18 protein-coding genes are annotated in these 14999 nt (G+C 66.0%); 6 read left to right on the forward strand and 12 right to left on the reverse strand.

Annotation, left to right across the window (positions count from 1 at the left end; all coding sequences use genetic code 11):
• Positions 1-90: 90 nt before the first annotated feature.
• From AWB78_RS27195 to AWB78_RS27215, 5 genes are read right to left on the reverse strand one after another with little or no spacing between them, the layout of a single operon-like run.
• Positions 91-1254, reverse strand: coding sequence for a VanZ family protein (locus tag AWB78_RS27195; RefSeq protein WP_062609074.1), 1164 nt, complete (start codon positions 1252-1254; stop codon positions 91-93).
• A gap of 49 nt (positions 1255-1303) precedes the next feature.
• A complete protein-coding gene (locus tag AWB78_RS27200; protein ID WP_062609075.1) occupies positions 1304-1930 on the reverse strand; it encodes an ABC-type transport auxiliary lipoprotein family protein in 627 nt (208 codons plus the stop codon).
• Positions 1931-1955: 25 nt separating this feature from the next.
• Entirely contained in the window at positions 1956-2915 is a 960-nt protein-coding gene (locus AWB78_RS27205) for an MlaD family protein (protein ID WP_062609076.1), read from the reverse strand.
• 36 nt (positions 2916-2951) lie between these two features.
• Positions 2952-3830, reverse strand: coding sequence for an ABC transporter ATP-binding protein (locus AWB78_RS27210; protein ID WP_062609077.1), 879 nt, complete (start codon positions 3828-3830; stop codon positions 2952-2954).
• Positions 3830-4957: an MlaE family ABC transporter permease gene (locus tag AWB78_RS27215; RefSeq protein WP_062609078.1), complete on the reverse strand. Its 1128-nt coding sequence runs from the start codon at positions 4955-4957 to the stop codon at positions 3830-3832. The genes AWB78_RS27210 and AWB78_RS27215 overlap by 1 nt, the downstream gene beginning before the upstream one ends.
• Before the next feature lie 176 nt (positions 4958-5133).
• Between AWB78_RS27215 and AWB78_RS27220 the strand changes: the two genes are divergently transcribed.
• From AWB78_RS27220 to AWB78_RS27240, 5 genes are read left to right on the forward strand one after another with little or no spacing between them, the layout of a single operon-like run.
• Complete coding sequence (locus AWB78_RS27220) at positions 5134-5484, forward strand: type II toxin-antitoxin system RelE/ParE family toxin (RefSeq protein WP_062609079.1); 351 nt, start codon at positions 5134-5136, stop codon at positions 5482-5484.
• Positions 5477-5812 (forward strand): helix-turn-helix domain-containing protein, encoded by a 336-nt coding sequence (locus AWB78_RS27225; protein ID WP_074173545.1) that lies wholly within the window; start codon positions 5477-5479, stop codon positions 5810-5812. Before AWB78_RS27220 ends, AWB78_RS27225 begins: the two co-directional genes overlap by 8 nt.
• Positions 5813-5860: 48 nt before the next feature.
• Positions 5861-6748 carry a biotin--[acetyl-CoA-carboxylase] ligase gene (locus AWB78_RS27230; protein WP_062609080.1) on the forward strand — a complete coding sequence of 296 codons (888 nt, stop codon included), beginning with the start codon at positions 5861-5863 and terminating at the stop codon, positions 6746-6748.
• The gene (locus AWB78_RS27235; RefSeq protein ID WP_062609081.1) at positions 6745-7566 is read left to right on the forward strand and encodes a type III pantothenate kinase; all 822 of its coding nucleotides are present in this window, start codon (positions 6745-6747) and stop codon (positions 7564-7566) included. The genes AWB78_RS27230 and AWB78_RS27235 overlap by 4 nt, the downstream gene beginning before the upstream one ends.
• Before the next feature lie 33 nt (positions 7567-7599).
• A complete protein-coding gene (locus tag AWB78_RS27240) occupies positions 7600-7839 on the forward strand; it encodes a hypothetical protein (protein ID WP_062609082.1) in 240 nt (79 codons plus the stop codon).
• 15 nt (positions 7840-7854) lie between these two features.
• Here AWB78_RS27240 and rfaE2 read toward each other — a convergent pair whose 3' ends face one another.
• The 3 genes from rfaE2 to AWB78_RS27255 all read right to left on the reverse strand — a co-directional run bounded on the left by rfaE2 (position 7855) and on the right by AWB78_RS27255 (position 10754).
• Entirely contained in the window at positions 7855-8337 is a 483-nt protein-coding gene (gene rfaE2 / locus AWB78_RS27245; protein WP_062609083.1) for a D-glycero-beta-D-manno-heptose 1-phosphate adenylyltransferase, read from the reverse strand.
• 145 nt (positions 8338-8482) lie between these two features.
• Positions 8483-9358, reverse strand: a complete 876-nt coding sequence (locus AWB78_RS27250; RefSeq protein WP_062609084.1) for a ferritin family protein — start codon at positions 9356-9358, stop codon at positions 8483-8485.
• A gap of 394 nt (positions 9359-9752) precedes the next feature.
• Positions 9753-10754 (reverse strand): MerR family transcriptional regulator, encoded by a 1002-nt coding sequence (locus AWB78_RS27255; protein ID WP_062609188.1) that lies wholly within the window; start codon positions 10752-10754, stop codon positions 9753-9755.
• Between the two features lie 45 nt (positions 10755-10799).
• On the opposite strand from AWB78_RS27255, the gene AWB78_RS46755 reads away from it, so the two are divergent.
• The gene (locus AWB78_RS46755) at positions 10800-11012 is read left to right on the forward strand and encodes a hypothetical protein (RefSeq protein WP_157697630.1); all 213 of its coding nucleotides are present in this window, start codon (positions 10800-10802) and stop codon (positions 11010-11012) included.
• A 12-nt stretch (positions 11013-11024) separates the two neighbouring features.
• On the opposite strand, the gene AWB78_RS27260 is transcribed toward AWB78_RS46755, so the two are convergent.
• The 4 genes from AWB78_RS27260 to AWB78_RS27275 all read right to left on the reverse strand — a co-directional run bounded on the left by AWB78_RS27260 (position 11025) and on the right by AWB78_RS27275 (position 14942).
• Positions 11025-11783: a PhaM family polyhydroxyalkanoate granule multifunctional regulatory protein gene (locus AWB78_RS27260; RefSeq protein WP_062609086.1), complete on the reverse strand. Its 759-nt coding sequence runs from the start codon at positions 11781-11783 to the stop codon at positions 11025-11027.
• A 37-nt stretch (positions 11784-11820) separates the two neighbouring features.
• A complete protein-coding gene (locus AWB78_RS27265; RefSeq protein WP_062609088.1) occupies positions 11821-12648 on the reverse strand; it encodes an enoyl-CoA hydratase/isomerase family protein in 828 nt (275 codons plus the stop codon).
• A 16-nt stretch (positions 12649-12664) separates the two neighbouring features.
• Positions 12665-13834: an ABC transporter substrate-binding protein gene (locus AWB78_RS27270; RefSeq protein WP_062609090.1), complete on the reverse strand. Its 1170-nt coding sequence runs from the start codon at positions 13832-13834 to the stop codon at positions 12665-12667.
• A 121-nt stretch (positions 13835-13955) separates the two neighbouring features.
• Positions 13956-14942, reverse strand: coding sequence for a fumarylacetoacetate hydrolase family protein (locus AWB78_RS27275; RefSeq protein ID WP_062609092.1), 987 nt, complete (start codon positions 14940-14942; stop codon positions 13956-13958).
• Positions 14943-14999: the final 57 nt, after the last annotated feature.

Below are 14999 nucleotides of genomic sequence, written 5' to 3' on the forward strand. Positions count from 1 at the left end.
CGTGGTGCGGTGAGAGTGTCGGTCGATTATAGCGAGCGACGTTCGTGCCCGCCCTGCCCGCCGGAGCCGCACGCGAGCGCTTGCGTCTTCTCACGCAGCGCGCCGCGCGCGCCGCCGTGCGAGCCACGCGCGCTCCGCCGCCGACGCGAGCCAGCCGAGCGCCGCATACGGCCACACCCACGCGAGCCAGTGCGCCAGCCCGTTGAAATGCAGATAGCGGCCCTGCCGCCAGTCCGCGAGCACGATGTCGAAGTACGGATTCACCGGCAGCAGATTGACGAGCGCGAGCGAAACGACGAGCGCCGCGCCCGCGAGCGCCGCCCTGAGGCCGCGCGGCAGCGACACCGACAGCACGCCCGCCATCGTCGCAATGGCGATGCCTTCGAGCGCGCCGTCCGTCGCCCAGTCGAAGGTCAGGCCCGCACGCGATTGCAGGAAGGTGGCACCGGCTTTCGCGAAGAGCGTCATCCCGATCAGGAAGAGCATCAGCCGGATGCGCGGCGCGCGCCTGCGCGTGAGCAGCGTCGCGAGCACGAGCGCGGCGAACAGGCTCGTCGACGTGATGAGCGCTTCCCACAGATCGTCGGGCAGCAGCGCGCCGAGCCGGTCCGGCCAGCTTTCGACGTCCCACGCGGCAGGCGTCCATGCGAGGACGGCGTCCTGCATCGCCGGGTCGAGTTCGTCCCACAGCACGCGCGGCAGGTCGCCGCCGCCGAAGAGATACGGCGCGGGGAACATCGCCGCGAACGGCCACAGCGCCGTGAGGCCGATCACGTACGCCGCGTCGCGCTCGAACCACGTGAAGCGGATGCGCCGGAGCAACCCGCGATCGAGCAGCGCGCTCGTCGCGGGCGCGATCAGTACGCCGCCGACGAGCGCGCCGAACGCATTCGCGGCGAGATCGAGATTCGAGGCGACGCGCGTCGGCAGATACGTCTGGATCGCCTCCATCGTGCCGGACAGGAACGCGCCGCCGAGCAGCGCCGCGCCCACGGCGAGCGTGCCGCGCATCCGCGGATAGAGCGCGAGCACGATCAGCGCTCCGAGCGGCATGTAGCCGAGCACGTTGGTGACGACGTCGAACGCCGTCAGATATTGCGGCACCGGATCGGCGAGATACGCGAGCGGCCCGAGACCGAGCGAGCGCCAGCCGGAAAACGGATAGAGCGAGCCATAGACGACGAGCGCCGCGTATGCGGCGAGCGCCTGCCGGGAAAACGCCGACGGGCGGCGCTGCCATTGCTTGATGGTCATGAGCCGCCCGGACGCCTCCGTGCTGGGCGGATGATGAAACAGCGAAAAGTCATCGTGAAGCGGAAAGGGGTTGCGCGGCGAGCCACGCGGAAATCTGGGCGATCACATCGTCCGATGCGGCCGCGAGCGCCCGCGCGCCGCCCGATGCATCGGCGCTCGATGCGGGCGCGCTCGCCGCGAAGCTGCGCTGGCTGAGCACGCGGCCCTGTTGCGTGAGCGTCGCGCGCACGGAGACGAGGCCGCGGCTTTGCTCGGGCGCGTCGAAGACCTGCTCGAAGCCCGTCAGCTCGACTTCGAGCAGCGGCACGGCGCGCACCGGATCGGCGCCCGACAGGATCGGGCCGCGCGCCGCGAGCGCCTCGCGCAGGCGCTGCGTCAAGAGCTGCGCGGGCGGCATCGTCCAGTGGCTCGTGGAATAGTTGCCGGTGCGCTGGGCATCGACGTAACTCAGGCGATACGCGAACGCGTCGGTTTCGAGATTGCGCGGCGCGCTGACGGCGAGCACCTTCACCGGCGGCATCGGCGCGGCGTTCGCCGCCGCGTTGGCCGTGGATATCGCGCCGAGGTCGTAGCGCGCATCGGGCGTTGCGGTCGATGTCGATCCGCAGCCCGCGAGCATCGTGATCCAGGCGAGCGCAAAGGCCGCAGCCGCTCTTTTGATGTCGAAAATTGCCATATTGTTGTCTCGATCAATGCGTCGATCAATGCGCCGGCTGCGCAGGCCACGAGAAACCGGGCTCGCCCGGCCCCGGCGCCTGCTGCGGCGCGCCGAACAGCACGCTGCGCGGATTGGTGCTGAACGCGTCGGCGGCGCGATCGACCGAGCGGGCGGCCGCGCTCACGTCGTCGCTGAAGGAGTAAAGGCGCGGCAGCGCCTCGAAGCCGACGCGCGCCGTCACGAAGCGCAGCGACTCGTTCATGTCCGCGAGCGCCGCGCTCGCGTCCTCCGCGGCCTTGCCCGCCTTGTTCAGATTGGTGACGAACGGGCCGTCCGGGCGATTCAGGTTCTGCACGAACTGATTGGTCGAGGCAAGCGTGGTGTTGACCTGCTTCAGGGTTTGCGGCAACTGTGCCGTCGCGGGCTGGACCTGGCTCGCGAGCGTCGCGATGCCATCGGCCGCGCCCTGCAGGCTCTTCGTCGTGGCCATGAGCTGGTTGCGCACGTCGTCGCTGAGAAACTTGTCGGCGTCATCCGCGAGACGCTCGAACTTCTTCAGGATCACGTCGCCGCGCTGCTGCAACTGCTCGAACAGGCCCGGACGCATCGGCACTTCGGCGACATGCTGCGGCGATGAAGCCAGCGCGGTCGGATCGGTGCCGGTGTCGTCGAGCTGCACGAACGCGATGCCCGTCACGCCCTGAAAGCCGAGCGTCGCAAAGGTCGAGTGCGTCATCGGCGCGTTCTTGTCGACGAGAATGCGGATGCGGATCTGCCCCGGATGCGCGCGGTCGAAGCGGATCGATTGCACCTTGCCGACACCGAGACCGCGATAACGCACCGACGCGTCCGTGAAAAGCCCGGTGACGTTGGTGCGCGCGATCAGGTCGTACGGCACGCGCACGGTGCGATCCACATTGAAGAAGAACACGGTGAACGCGATGGCCAGCACGAGGACGATCGTGAAGAGCCCAGTCCAGAACGCATGTGATTTGTTTTCCATCGGCAGGTTCCTTTGACTTGCGGACGCGTCGTGCGGCTACTTGTTGACGGCAATCGGCGCGTCCTCGAGCGCGGCCGGGGGCAGCTTCGCGCGACGCTCGGGCGGCAAGGCCTGCAGCGCGCGGCGCCCGCGCCGCCCCAGAAAATACTCGCGGATGAACGGATGGTCCACCGCGCACGCCTCTTCCACCGGCGCCGCGACGAGCACGCGCCGGTCCGCGAGCACGGCGACGCGCGTGGACAGCGCGACCATCGTATCGAGATCGTGCGTGACCATCACGACAGTCAGCCCGAGCGCGCGATGCAGCGTGGCGATCAGATCGACGAACTCGTCCGATGCCTTCGGATCGAGGCCGGCCGTGGGTTCGTCGAGAAAGAGCAGCTCGGGCTCGAGCGCGATCGCCCGCGCGATGCCCACGCGCTTCACCATCCCGCCCGACAGCGCCGACGGCATCTTGCTCGCGTGCTTGCACGACAGGCCGACCATTTCGAGTTTCAGCATCACGAACTCGCGGATCAGATCCTCGGGAATCTTGCCGAGCTCGCGAAACGGCTGCGCGATGTTGTCGTACACGGTCAGCGACGAAAACAGCGCACCCTGCTGGAACATCATCCCCGAGCGCGTGCGCAGCATCTTCGCGGTTTCGTCGTCCATTTGCGCCCATTCCTCGCCGAGCACGCGAATGGTGCCCGAAGTCGGCGATTCGAGCCCGAGAATCTGCCGCACGAGCGTGGTCTTGCCCGAGCCCGAGCCGCCCAGCAACGCGACGATCTCGCCGCGCCGCACGTCGAGATTCAGATGCTCGTGGATCACCGTGCGTCCGTAGCGCTTCGTCACGTCGCGCACTTCGATCACCGGCTCCGCGATGACGGGCGGCGGCTGATGGCGAACGGCGGTGGCGAGCGAGGTCGACATTACAGTCCTACGTTCTGGAACAGGATGGCGAACACGGCGTCCGCGAGAATCACGACGGTGATCGACGTCACCACGGAGGTCGTCGTGCCTTCGCCGAGACTCTGCGAGTTCGCCTTGATGCGAAAGCCGAAGTGACACGCCGCGAGCGCGATCAGCATGCCGAACACGACGCCTTTGCCGAGCCCGATCCACAAATTGGCAATCGGCACGACGGACGGCAGCGAGCGGATGAAGAAGTTGATGTCGATGGACAGCACGAGCTTCGCCGCGAGCGCGCCGCCCGTCAACGCAATGATGTTGGTCCACATGACCAGCAGCGGCATCGCGATACCGAGCGCGATCACGCGCGGCAGCACGAGCCGCAGGCCGTGCGGGATGCCCATGACCTGCATCGCGTCGAGTTCCTCGGTCACGCGCATCACGCCGATCTGCGCTGTGATCGCGGAGCCCGAGCGCCCGGCGACGAGAATCGCCGAGAGCACCGGTCCTAGCTCGCGGATCACCGAAAGCCCGAGGATGTTCACGATGTACTGGTTCGCGCCGAACGCCTGCAATTGCTGCGCGGACAGATAGCTCAGCACGATGCCGATCAGGAACGCGACGAGCGCGGTGATCGCGAGCGCCTGCGCGCCGGCGCTGTAGATATTGGCGGAAATCTCGGTCCACGGAATTCGCTGCGGACGCCGAACGAGCCCGATGAGATCGAGCACGAAGCCGCCGAACATCGCGAGACCGCCGTAGAGGTGATCGAAGAAAGCGAAGATGAGCTGGCCTAGCCGCGTGACGGGATCGACGCGATCGACGGGTTCGGGTTCCTCGCGCTCCGCATCGAGCAGCGCGACGCGCTCGAAGATTTCGCGCTGCGTATCCGACAGCGCGATGGTTGCGGGCATCTTGCGGCCCCAGACGCGCCAGAGCGCCTGCCCGCCGACGTGATCGAGCCGCTCGACCGAAAGCAGATCCCATTGGCCGATCGCCTCGCGCCCGATGGCGCGCAGCCGCCGCGTGACGCCGCTCTTCGCGCGATCGCGGGCGAGCGCGAGCGCGGTCCACTGGCCCGAGAGCCGGACCACCTTGCCCTGCTGACCGGCTTCCACTCTCAGGCGTGGCGGCGTGTCGAAGTCCAAGGATGGATGGCGCGATGAGACGCGGTTAAAGGGGAGAGGACATTGTAGCGAAGTGTTTGGTGAGGGCGGAATTGGCCGGCACGGGAGATTCGTGCTTATGCCGGTCGGCTGAGTTTTGCGGAAGCGTTGGAAGAGGAAGACTGGGACGTAATGTTCTCCAATGCAATTTAGCAAATATGCTAACATCCGAAGATGTCGATAAATGGACGATCACGTACTACAGCGAACGGATTCAGCGCGAGATTCGCGACTTGCCTTCGGGCATTTACGCCGGTTATCTGCGTCTTGTGTCGGTCATGAAGCGAAAGGGGGCGGATTTGCACATGCCGTATTCCCGCGCCCTGGGCGATAAGTTGTTCGAGCTTCGTCCGACTGGAGAGGAAGGTATTGGGCGCGTTTTTTATTGCACCCTGAAGGGAAATCGAATCGTCATGCTGCACTCCTTCGTCAAGAAAACGCAGCAGACGCCGCCGAAGGAAATGCGTCTCGCCCGCAAACGCTTGAGGGAGGTTCAACAGAATGGCTAAGACTCGATGGCAACGGGAACTGGAAGAGCGTTACAAGCCAGTTCCACACAGCGACGAAGACGTTGAGCGACAGATCGCGGCCGACCCTGAATTAAAGGCGGCATACGATGCGCTCGCCCCTCAATACGAGGCACTCACCGAATTGCTCAACGCCCGCAAGGAAGCAGGTCTCACGCAAGCGCAAGTCGCGGAACGAATGAAAACGACTGCATCGGCCGTCGCGCGCCTCGAAGGATCATTGATCAGCGGCAAGCATTCGCCGTCGATCGAAACACTGCACAAGTACGCCGCCGCCTGCGGCAAGACCTTGCGCATCGCGTTCGTTTGACGTTCTCGCGGTCGTAGCGATGCCCTTCGCGCCGCTACAATACCCGCCATGAACCCAACCCCCTTCGCCCCCGACGCGCCCTGGCGCATCGACCGCACCCGGCTCGCGGCGCTCGCCGAGCGGCCCGCCCGCGACTGGACCATCGACATCGTCGACGAAACGGGCTCGACGAACGCTGACCTGATGGAGCAGATGCGCGCCTCGCGCCATGACAGCGCGCCCGCGCCGATCGTCCGCATCGCGTACTCGCAAACCGCCGGGCGCGGGCGGCGCGGCCGTGCGTGGCTCGCCGAACCGGGCAATGCGCTCCTGATGTCGGTCGGCTGTGTGATCGGGCGTCCGATCGAAGGGCTGTCGGGACTGAGTCTCGCCATCGGCACTGCCGTGCTCGATGCGCTCGCGCGCCTGCCGCTCACGCCGTCCGCGCGGGCCGCGCTGAAATGGCCGAACGATGTCCTGCTCGACGACGGCAAGCTCGCCGGCATTCTCATCGAGACCGCGTGGAATACGCCCGAAGCGACGGCGGTCGTGATCGGCATCGGCATGAACCTGCACGGCGCGGAGCAGCTCGCCGCGCAGGTCGACGACGCGAGCCGACTCGCCGCATCGTCCGTGCAGGGCACCGCGCCCGCAGCGCTCGCGCGCGCTTGGCCCGACGCCAATCTCACCGATACCCTGGCCGCGCTACTCAACGCGCTCGACACGGCGCTGCCGCGCTTCGAAGCCGAAGGCTTCCGGCCGTTCCGCCAACGCTGGCTCGACATGCACGCCTGGGCCGGACGCGAAGTCGCGCTGATCGATCAAGGCATGGAGGTCACGCGCGGCATCGCGTCGGGCGTCGATGACAGCGGCCAGTTGCTGATCGACACACCCGAAGGACCGCGCGCCGTCACGACCGGCGAGCTCACGCTGCGCCTCACGAAGGAGCGTCCGTGAACGCATCCGCGAGCGAGGCGCCCTATCTGCTCATCGACGCGGGCAACAGCCGCATCAAGTGGTCGCTCGTCGATCACGACGGCGCGTCGCTCGTGAACGGCGCGTTCGAACACGCGCATCACTCGACGATCGCCGACGACGCCGCGCTCGACAACTGGGCCGACCTGCCGACGCCGGCGAGCGCATGGATTTCGAATGTTGCCGGGATGCCGGTGCAGAACCGCATCCAGCGTCTGATCGACGCGCGCTGGCCGACGCTGCCGCGCACCGTCGTGCGCGCCCGTGCCGCGCAGTGCGGCATCGTCAACAACTACGCCGATCCGACGCGTCTCGGCAGCGACCGTTGGGCCGGCATGATCGCCGCGCGCGCGGCCTATCCGGGCGAGCATCTGCTCGTCGCGACGTTCGGCACCGCGACGACGCTCGAAGCGTTGCGCGCCGACGGCGTCTTCACCGGCGGTCTGATCGCGCCGGGCTGGTCGCTGATGATGGAATCGCTCGGCAGCCACACCGCGCAACTGCCGACGCTCGATGCTTCCTCGGCACGCGAGGCGCTGAATCAGACACGCAGCCTCTTCGCCACCGACACGGCCGCTGCGCTTTCGGCCGGATGCCTGCTCGCGCAGGCGAGCCTGATCGAGCGTGCATGGCACGATCTGAAAGCGGACTGGCAAGCCGACGTCCGACTCGTGCTCGGCGGCGGCGCGGCAAATGAAATCGCGGGCGCGCTCAACGTCCCGCATACCCGACACGATTCCCTCGTGCTGTCCGGCCTCGCGCTCATCGCGCGCGACGCGACGGCGCGCCATTCATCCTGATTTGCTGATTTGATTGACGGACGGAGCCCAAGAATGCTGCGCTGGCTGATCGCCCTTCTGATACTCGCCAACCTGCTGATGTTCGCGGTCATGCGCGGCCTGTTCGGACCGCTTCCCGCGGCCGGCGCGCGCGAGCCGCATCATCTGTTGCAGCAGGTTCATCCCGAGGCGCTCGCGACGCGCCCGCTGCACCCCGAAGAAGCGTTCGATCAGCCGCGTGTCGGCGGACCGGCGCCGGCGGCCAACGTGCAAACCGTGCCGCTCGGCCAATGATGCGCCGAGCCCGGATCAGGACGCCGCGCGGACCTTCTTGAGGAGCGCGGTCGTCGATCGGTCGTGTTCGAACGCGATGGCGAGCGCCTTGCCGCCCCAGCCGCGCACGAGCGCCGATTCGGCGAGCTTGTCCATGTCGTAGTCGCCGCCCTTCACGAGCACGTCGGGACGCACGGCGTCGATCAGCTCCAGCGGCGTCGATTCCTCGAACTTTACGACCCAGTCGACGCTTTCCAGCGCCGCGAGCAGCGCCATGCGATCGTCCTCGCGATTGATCGGGCGATCGTCGCCCTTGCCGAGCGTGCGCACGGAGGCATCGCTGTTCACGCCGACGATGAGCGTCGCGCCCAGCGCCTTCGCATCGGCGAGATAGGTGACGTGGCCGCGATGCAGAATGTCGAAGACGCCGTTCGTGAAGACCACGGGACCGGCGAGCGTGGGACGGCGCGCGGCGAGCGCTTCGCGCGTAATGAGCTTGCGTTCGAAAATGGCGGGCATGGTGGCGCTCGCTCCGATGTCTGAAAGCGCGCATTGTGCCACGGCCCCCGGCACGCGCCCGTTTCAATGTGGATGGAAAAGCGAAACGGCCCGCCGGTTCTACCCGGCGGGCCGTTTCGTCTTCAAAGCCTCGATGCGCAGGCGATCAGGCCGGCTGCTCGGCCGCCCCGCCCGGCGCGGCTTGCAGGCGCTGCGTCACTTCCTTGCGATAGCGATTCAATTCCTGCGCGGTCACGAACGAACGCTCGAACAGAATCGACAGGTTATGCAAGATGCGCTCGACGACCTTCTTCTCCCAACTGTCGTCGAAGCGGATTTGATCGTCCAGCCAGCGCTCGAGCCATTCCGGATCGGGCAGGCGCGACTGCACGGTGTCGCGCGGGAACAGCGCCTGATTCACGTGCAGATTCGTGGGATGCAGCGGCTTTTCCGTGCGGCGCGCGGATGCCATCAACACGCCGATCTTCGCGAACGCGGCGCGCGCAGTGTCGCCCGCGGTCGAGAGCGCCTTCTTCATGTAGCGCAGATACGCGCCGCCATGACGGGCTTCATCGCGGGAAATGGTCTCGTAAATGTGCTTGATGACCGGCTCCGTGTGCCATTCGGCCGCGCGGCGATACCAGTGATTGAGGCGAATCTCGCCGCAGAAGTGCAGCATCAGCGTCTCGAGCGGCGGCGCCGGATCGAACTCGAAGCGCACGGCGTGCAGTTCCTCTTCGGTCGGCACCATGTCGGGCTTGAAGCGCCGCAGGTATTCCATCAGCACGAGCGAATGCTTCTGCTCCTCGAAAAACCACACGCTCATGAAAGCGGAGAAGTCGCTGTCATGGTGGTTGTCACGCAGGAACATTTCGGTTGCGGGAAGAGCGGACCATTCGGTGATCGCGTTCATCTTGATGGTCCTGGCCTGCTCGTCGGTGAGCAGGGAAGCATCGAACTTGTCCCAGGGGATGTCCTTCTCCATATCCCAGCGGACGGATTCCAGCGATTTATAAAGTTCCGGATAAAGCATGGTGTTCATAGTCCACCCCTGATGCCACTTATGCGACGTTATATCTATAGACTTTCGGCCCACGCACGCGCCGAAATGATTGCGCGCGAGCAGCCAAGCTTTCAATTTTACGCGGGATTCGGTCGGCCAAAGACCAAAAGCGACAACGAGCGCACAAATATGGCGCTGCGGCAACGCCTCGCGTCCCGCAAAAACACTGCACTTCCCGTGCAGATGTTACGTGTTGTGCGTCTTGTTCTACCGTGGGTGAGGAGCGAAACCTGTGCCTGAGGTAGGGTCGAGTGACGCCGGGCCTGCCGCCGAAACCGTGCCGACGCGCAGTATGGCGTGTTTGCGTGACCGCCTTGCGATGCGCAAGTCATGCGCTCGCGGCGCCGATGCGCGCCGCCGCGAGCGTTTTTGATCATAGCACGGCCGATTGACGCCAATCCGCGACAGTTTCGTCGATCGGAGTCAATCCGCCAATGTGATGCACGCCGTCCTGAAATTTGCGGCGCAGCGCCGGACTGCTTCCGCCGACCCAGATCAGCACGTGCGGCGGCAGCAGGTTGCGCAGGTCGGCGAGGCCGTTCGCGATCGCCTGCGCGGGAAGCACCGCCGTGAAGGACAGCGCGACGATATCGACCTTATGCGCGGCGACTGCATCGACGATATCGTGCAGCGGCGTCTGCAGCCCCAGCTGGATGCACTCGCAATCGGAGAGCGTGAACATCGCTTCGGCCATCAGGATGCCGAGGCCGTGGCCTTCGCCGGAAAGCGTCGTAAGCAGCAGTCGCGGACGGCCGCCGCGCCCGCGCACGGCGTCGGAGAGCGGACGCATCAGCGAGCGCATCGTCGTCTGGACCGCCTCGCTGAACAGATGCTCGTGATAGACCTGCAACGTGCCCGCCGCCCAGGCATTGCCGACGCGCGCCGACAGCGGCGCCGCGACGTCCAGCACGAAGCGCTCGAGCCCGTCGCGCGTCGCCCGTTTCAGCAAGCCGAAACGGAACTCTTCGTAGGCACTCGCGCGCAGCAGGGAAATCAGGTTGTCCAGCTCCGCATCCGGTGCGTCCTGTCCTACGCCGGAACTCTCGGCGAGTCCTTGCAACACGTCGATCGGTTGCGCGAGCACCTTGCTCGGACGATGGCCCGCATCCAGCAGGCGCTTGACGAGCCTGAGCTTGGTCACCTGCTCTTGCGGATAGAGCCGTTCGCCGCCGGGCGAGCGCATCGGCTGCGGAAAGCCGTAGCGCCGCTCCCACACGCGCAGCGTGTCCTTCGTCAGACCAATCTCCTGAGCGATCGCGCCGATGCCGATGCCCGTGGCGCCCGATGCCGGAGCGCCCCGTGGCGCGGGCTCCGGCATGTCGCCGCCATCGGAGACCGGTTCCGAATCGAAGTCTTGTTCTGATGAGTTTGTCATGGACAAATCGATGGAAACGTTGACCATACAGGCGATGCAGATTACATGCCCGACAATTCGTGCTGGACAAATTTTCCGTGCCGTCGATGTTTCATCATAGACAAAATCGAGACAATCGACGCTGCTGAGATTCGTTTCCGCACGCGCTCATCCATGGTGGCGCGACAAGCGCATGCCGATGACGGGACGCGGCTCGATGCGATTTCGCATCGACAGGTTCGCGTGCCCGGCGGCGCGTTGCGCGCCGCCGGACGTTGAGTTCAGGAAAACTCAGACGGGCTTCTTGCGTGGCGCCGCCTTGCGCGCGGGCGCCTTCTTCGCGGCCGTAGCGTCGGACTTCTCTTCGGTGCCGTTCCCCGGCTGCGCCGCATTGCTCTCGCCAGCGGCGGCCGGCTGCTCGCCCGCCGCGCCCGTCGCGTTGAGCGGGCCGGTCATGCCGGGCTGAAGCATCGCGAGATGCGCGAGCTGGTTGAACTGCGATTGCAGCACGTTCCACCAGCCGGTCGGATCGAAACCGGGCGGCGGCGCGGACGGCCCGGCAGCTGCTTCGTCGCTTTCGGCCGCTTCTTCACGGGGCTGTGCCTGGGCGCTCGCCTCCTGCTTCGCCGCGCCGCCCATCGGCCAGCCGGAGGCCGCGGACTTCGCCTTCTCCGCCGCCGCGTTCTGCGCGCTTTTTTCCACCGACGACTGCGCGAACGCGCCGAACGAGCGCAGCGTGGCGAGCGTCGCGCGCTGCACTTCGAGCGCCTGGATCGCCGACTGCAACATGTTGAGATTGAGCTTCAGCCATTGCTCGACGGCGCGCATGTCCGTCACGCGCTTGTCGAGTTCTTCGATGTTGGTGAGCGGCGCGAGCATGTCCGACATCATCGAGAGGGAGGGACCCACGCCCTGCCCGCCACCCGGCATCGCGGCGGCGAAAGGATTCAGGCGCATCAGCTCCCACATCTTGCCCATCATGTCGGCCTGGCCGAATCCGGGAAAACCGGGAATCGTGTAGGGCGGCGTGCCGCCAGCGTTATCGGTCATTCGACTCTCCTTGTTTTCGGGGTTTGATTCGCTTCGCTCAGAACGGCGCGCCGCCCGGAAAATCCGGCGCGCGCCGCTCGCGCAGAGAGCGCACGCCTTCGTGCACGTCCGGCCCCGCGAAGCCCATGAATTCCAGCGCGAGCGACGTGTCGAAGGTCGGCCCCGCCGAGCGCAGCCAGTTGTTGAGCGCGTACTTGGTCCAGCGGATCGCGGTCTGCGAGCCCTGCGCGAGACGGTTCGCGATTTCGATCGCCTTCGGCATCAGTTCGTTCTCGTCGACCGCGAGCGACACCAGCCCGATGCGCTCCGCTTCCTCGCCGCTCACCGGCTCGCACAGCAGCAGATAGTACTTGGCCTTCGCCATGCCGCACAGCAGCGGCCAGACGATCGCCGCATGGTCGCCCGCCGCGACGCCGAGCCGCGTGTGCCCGTCGATGATGCGCGCCGACTTCGACGCGATCGAGATATCGGCGAGCAGGCCCGCGACGAGCCCCGCGCCGACCGCCGGGCCATGCATCGCGGAGACGATCGGCTTACCGCAGTTGATCACGTTATAGACGAGATCGCGCGCCTCGCGCCAGACGCGCGCGCGCACGTCGAAGTCGTTGGCCATCTCCTCGACGAGCCCGAGATCGCCGCCCGCCGAAAAGCCCTTGCCTTCGCCTCGAATGAGCGCGACGCGCGTCTCCGGATCGCGATCGATGTCGCGCCAGATTTCCGCGAGCTCGCGGTGCATGCCGGCGTCGGCGGTGGACAAGGCGCTCTTGTTCGCGCCCGCGCCGGGCATCACCACTTCGAGCACGCCGTGCGGATGGCGGCGCAGCTCGAGCGACTTGTAGTTCGCGTAGAAGGAAAGATCGCTCATGTCTTCAGACCCAGTGTTAGCGCGGCTGATAGATCCATTTGCCGTCGCGGATCTCGACCATCACGCGCGCGCGCTGGTCGAGGCCGATGTGATCGTTGGGCGTCATATTGACCTGCCCGTTGGTGTCGGCGAAATTCTTCGTGCCTTCGAGCGCATCGCGCAGCGCGGCGCGGAACGCGGGCGTGCCGGGCGCGCCCGCCTTCATCGCGATGGGCACCGCGCGGTTGAGCAGCATGCCCGCGTCCCACGCATACGAGCCGAACGCCGACACGGTGCCCGCGCCCTGCTTCGCCTCATACAGTTTGATGTATTCGAGCGCGAGCCGCTTGGCCGGATGATCGTCGGGCAGCTGCGCGGCGACGAGCACCGGGCTCGCGGGCAGGAAGGTGCCGTTGCAATCCGCGCCGCACACGCGCAGGAAGTCGCGGTTGCCCACGCCGTGATTGTGATAGACCTTGCCCTTGTAGCCGCGCTGCGCGAGCGTCTTCGGCGGCAAGGCAGCGGGCGTGCCGGCCGCGCCGACGACCACCGCATCCGGCTTCGCCGCGAGAATCTTGAGGATCTGCCCGGTCACGCTCGGATCGGTGCGGTTGAAGCGCTCATTCGCTACCACTTCGATCTTGTGGAGCTGGGCGAACTTCGCGACTTCGGCATAGAACGTCTCGCCGAGCGCGTCCGCCTGACCGATGTACGCGAGCGTCTTCACGCCATGATTGCTCGCATGCTCGGCGATCGCGGAGGCCATCATCGCGTCGGTTTGCGGCGTCTTGAAGACCCAGCGGCGTTTGTCGTCCACCGGCTCGATGATCTTCGACGACGACGCGAGCGAGATCATCGGCGTTTGCCCTTGCGCGACGACATCGATCATCGCGAGGGAGTTCGGCGTGATCGACGAGCCGATGATCGCATCGACCTGATCTTCGCTGATGAGCTTCTTCGTGGTTTGCACGGCTTGCGTGGTGTCGGAAGCATCGTCGAGCACGATGTAATCGACGGGCTTGCCGCCCATTTCCTTCGGCAACAGCGCGACGGTATCGCGCGCCGGAATGCCGAGCGATGCGGCCGGCCCCGTGAGCGAGAGCACGAGGCCGATCTTCACGTGCTGCGTCTGCTGCGCGAATGCCGCTGTCGTCGCGGCGAGCGCGAACGCCGCGCCCGCCAGGAATTTCCACTTGCCTGCCGCCATCGAAAGTCTCCTTTTTTTGATCGTTCTTGTGCTGCAAAAGCAGCCCGGCAAAGTGTAAGGCGTGCCTCATGCGCACCGCATCGGGCTAAACCCGTTGCGGCGCGGAAGACCCGGCGCGGCTTCAGTGCTCCGGCTGCACGACCGCCTGATCGATCGCGCCGAAGATCGACTTGCCGTCTTCGTCGAACATCTCGATCTTCACGCTGTCGCCGAACTTCATGAAGCTCGTTTGCGGCGCACCGTGCTCGATGGTTTCGAGACACCGCTTCTCGGCGATGCAGCAGTAACCGCGCTTCGCGTCCTTGTTCGAGATCGTGCCGGAGCCGACGATCGAGCCCGCGCGCAGGTTGCGCGTCTTCGCGGCGTGCGAGATCAGCTGGCCGAAGTGGAACACCATGTCCGTGCCGCAATCCGGCTGACCGACCTTCTTGCCGTTCCAGTGCACGATCATCGGACGATGCACGCGGCCTTCGCGCCACGCGTCGCCGAGTTCGTCGGGCGTGACGGCGACCGGCGAGAACGCGGTGGCGGGCTTGCTCTGGAAAAAGCCGAAGCCCTTCGCGAGCTCGGCGGGAATGAGATTGCGCAGCGAGACGTCGTTCACGAGCATCAACAGGCGCACGCCGCGCAGCGCTTCGTCGGGCATTGCGGCCATATGGACATCGGAGGTGATGACGGCGACTTCGGCCTCGAAGTCGATGCCATACGATTCCGTCGCGCACACGATGTCGTCCGTCGGGCCGATGAAGTCGTCGCTGCCGCCCTGGTACATCAGCGGATCGGTCCAGAATTCGGGCGGCATGTCCGCGCCGCGCGCGCGCCGCACAAGCTCGACATGATTCACGTACGACGAGCCGTCCGCCCATTGGAACGCGCGCGGCAGCGGCGCCATGCAGGCCTTCGGATCGAAGGAAAACGTATTGCGCGCGCGGCCGAGGTTCAGCGCTTCGTAGACTTCCATGAGCTGCGGCGCGTAGAAGGTCCAGTCGTCGAGCGCGCGTTGCAGCGTCGACACGATTCCATCGGCGATCGCGGCCGTGCGCAGATCGCGCGAGACGACGACGAGCTGGCCGTCGCGCGTGCCGTCCTTCAATGTTGCGAGTTTCATGGAGCGGGTGCCGGTGACTTGAGGTGACGTTAAGGGAAATCTATTTTACGATGGTGA

Source organism: Caballeronia calidae, assembly GCF_900044055.2.
GTDB lineage: Bacteria > Pseudomonadota > Gammaproteobacteria > Burkholderiales > Burkholderiaceae > Caballeronia > Caballeronia calidae.

Bases quoted from the DNA above. Each gene is read 5' to 3' on its own strand.
- AWB78_RS27195 (WP_062609074.1), bottom strand. From the start codon at position 1,254: ATGACCATCAAGCAATGGCAGCGCCGCCCGTCGGCGTTTTCCCGGCAG.
- AWB78_RS27265 (WP_062609088.1), bottom strand. From the start codon at position 12,648: ATGAGCGATCTTTCCTTCTACGCGAACTACAAGTCGCTCGAGCTGCGC.
- AWB78_RS27230 (WP_062609080.1), top strand. From the start codon at position 5,861: ATGAACCCAACCCCCTTCGCCCCCGACGCGCCCTGGCGCATCGACCGC.
- AWB78_RS27220 (WP_062609079.1), top strand. From the start codon at position 5,134: ATGCTAACATCCGAAGATGTCGATAAATGGACGATCACGTACTACAGC.
- AWB78_RS27250 (WP_062609084.1), bottom strand. From the start codon at position 9,358: ATGAACACCATGCTTTATCCGGAACTTTATAAATCGCTGGAATCCGTC.
- AWB78_RS27225 (WP_074173545.1), top strand. From the start codon at position 5,477: ATGGCTAAGACTCGATGGCAACGGGAACTGGAAGAGCGTTACAAGCCA.
- AWB78_RS27210 (WP_062609077.1), bottom strand. From the start codon at position 3,830: ATGTCGACCTCGCTCGCCACCGCCGTTCGCCATCAGCCGCCGCCCGTC.
- AWB78_RS46755 (WP_157697630.1), top strand. From the start codon at position 10,800: ATGCCCGACAATTCGTGCTGGACAAATTTTCCGTGCCGTCGATGTTTC.
- rfaE2 (WP_062609083.1), bottom strand. From the start codon at position 8,337: ATGCCCGCCATTTTCGAACGCAAGCTCATTACGCGCGAAGCGCTCGCC.
- AWB78_RS27255 (WP_062609188.1), bottom strand. From the start codon at position 10,754: ATGACAAACTCATCAGAACAAGACTTCGATTCGGAACCGGTCTCCGAT.
- AWB78_RS27260 (WP_062609086.1), bottom strand. From the start codon at position 11,783: ATGACCGATAACGCTGGCGGCACGCCGCCCTACACGATTCCCGGTTTT.
- AWB78_RS27205 (WP_062609076.1), bottom strand. From the start codon at position 2,915: ATGGAAAACAAATCACATGCGTTCTGGACTGGGCTCTTCACGATCGTC.
- AWB78_RS27240 (WP_062609082.1), top strand. From the start codon at position 7,600: ATGCTGCGCTGGCTGATCGCCCTTCTGATACTCGCCAACCTGCTGATG.
- AWB78_RS27275 (WP_062609092.1), bottom strand. From the start codon at position 14,942: ATGAAACTCGCAACATTGAAGGACGGCACGCGCGACGGCCAGCTCGTC.
- AWB78_RS27270 (WP_062609090.1), bottom strand. From the start codon at position 13,834: ATGGCGGCAGGCAAGTGGAAATTCCTGGCGGGCGCGGCGTTCGCGCTC.
- AWB78_RS27200 (WP_062609075.1), bottom strand. From the start codon at position 1,930: ATGGCAATTTTCGACATCAAAAGAGCGGCTGCGGCCTTTGCGCTCGCC.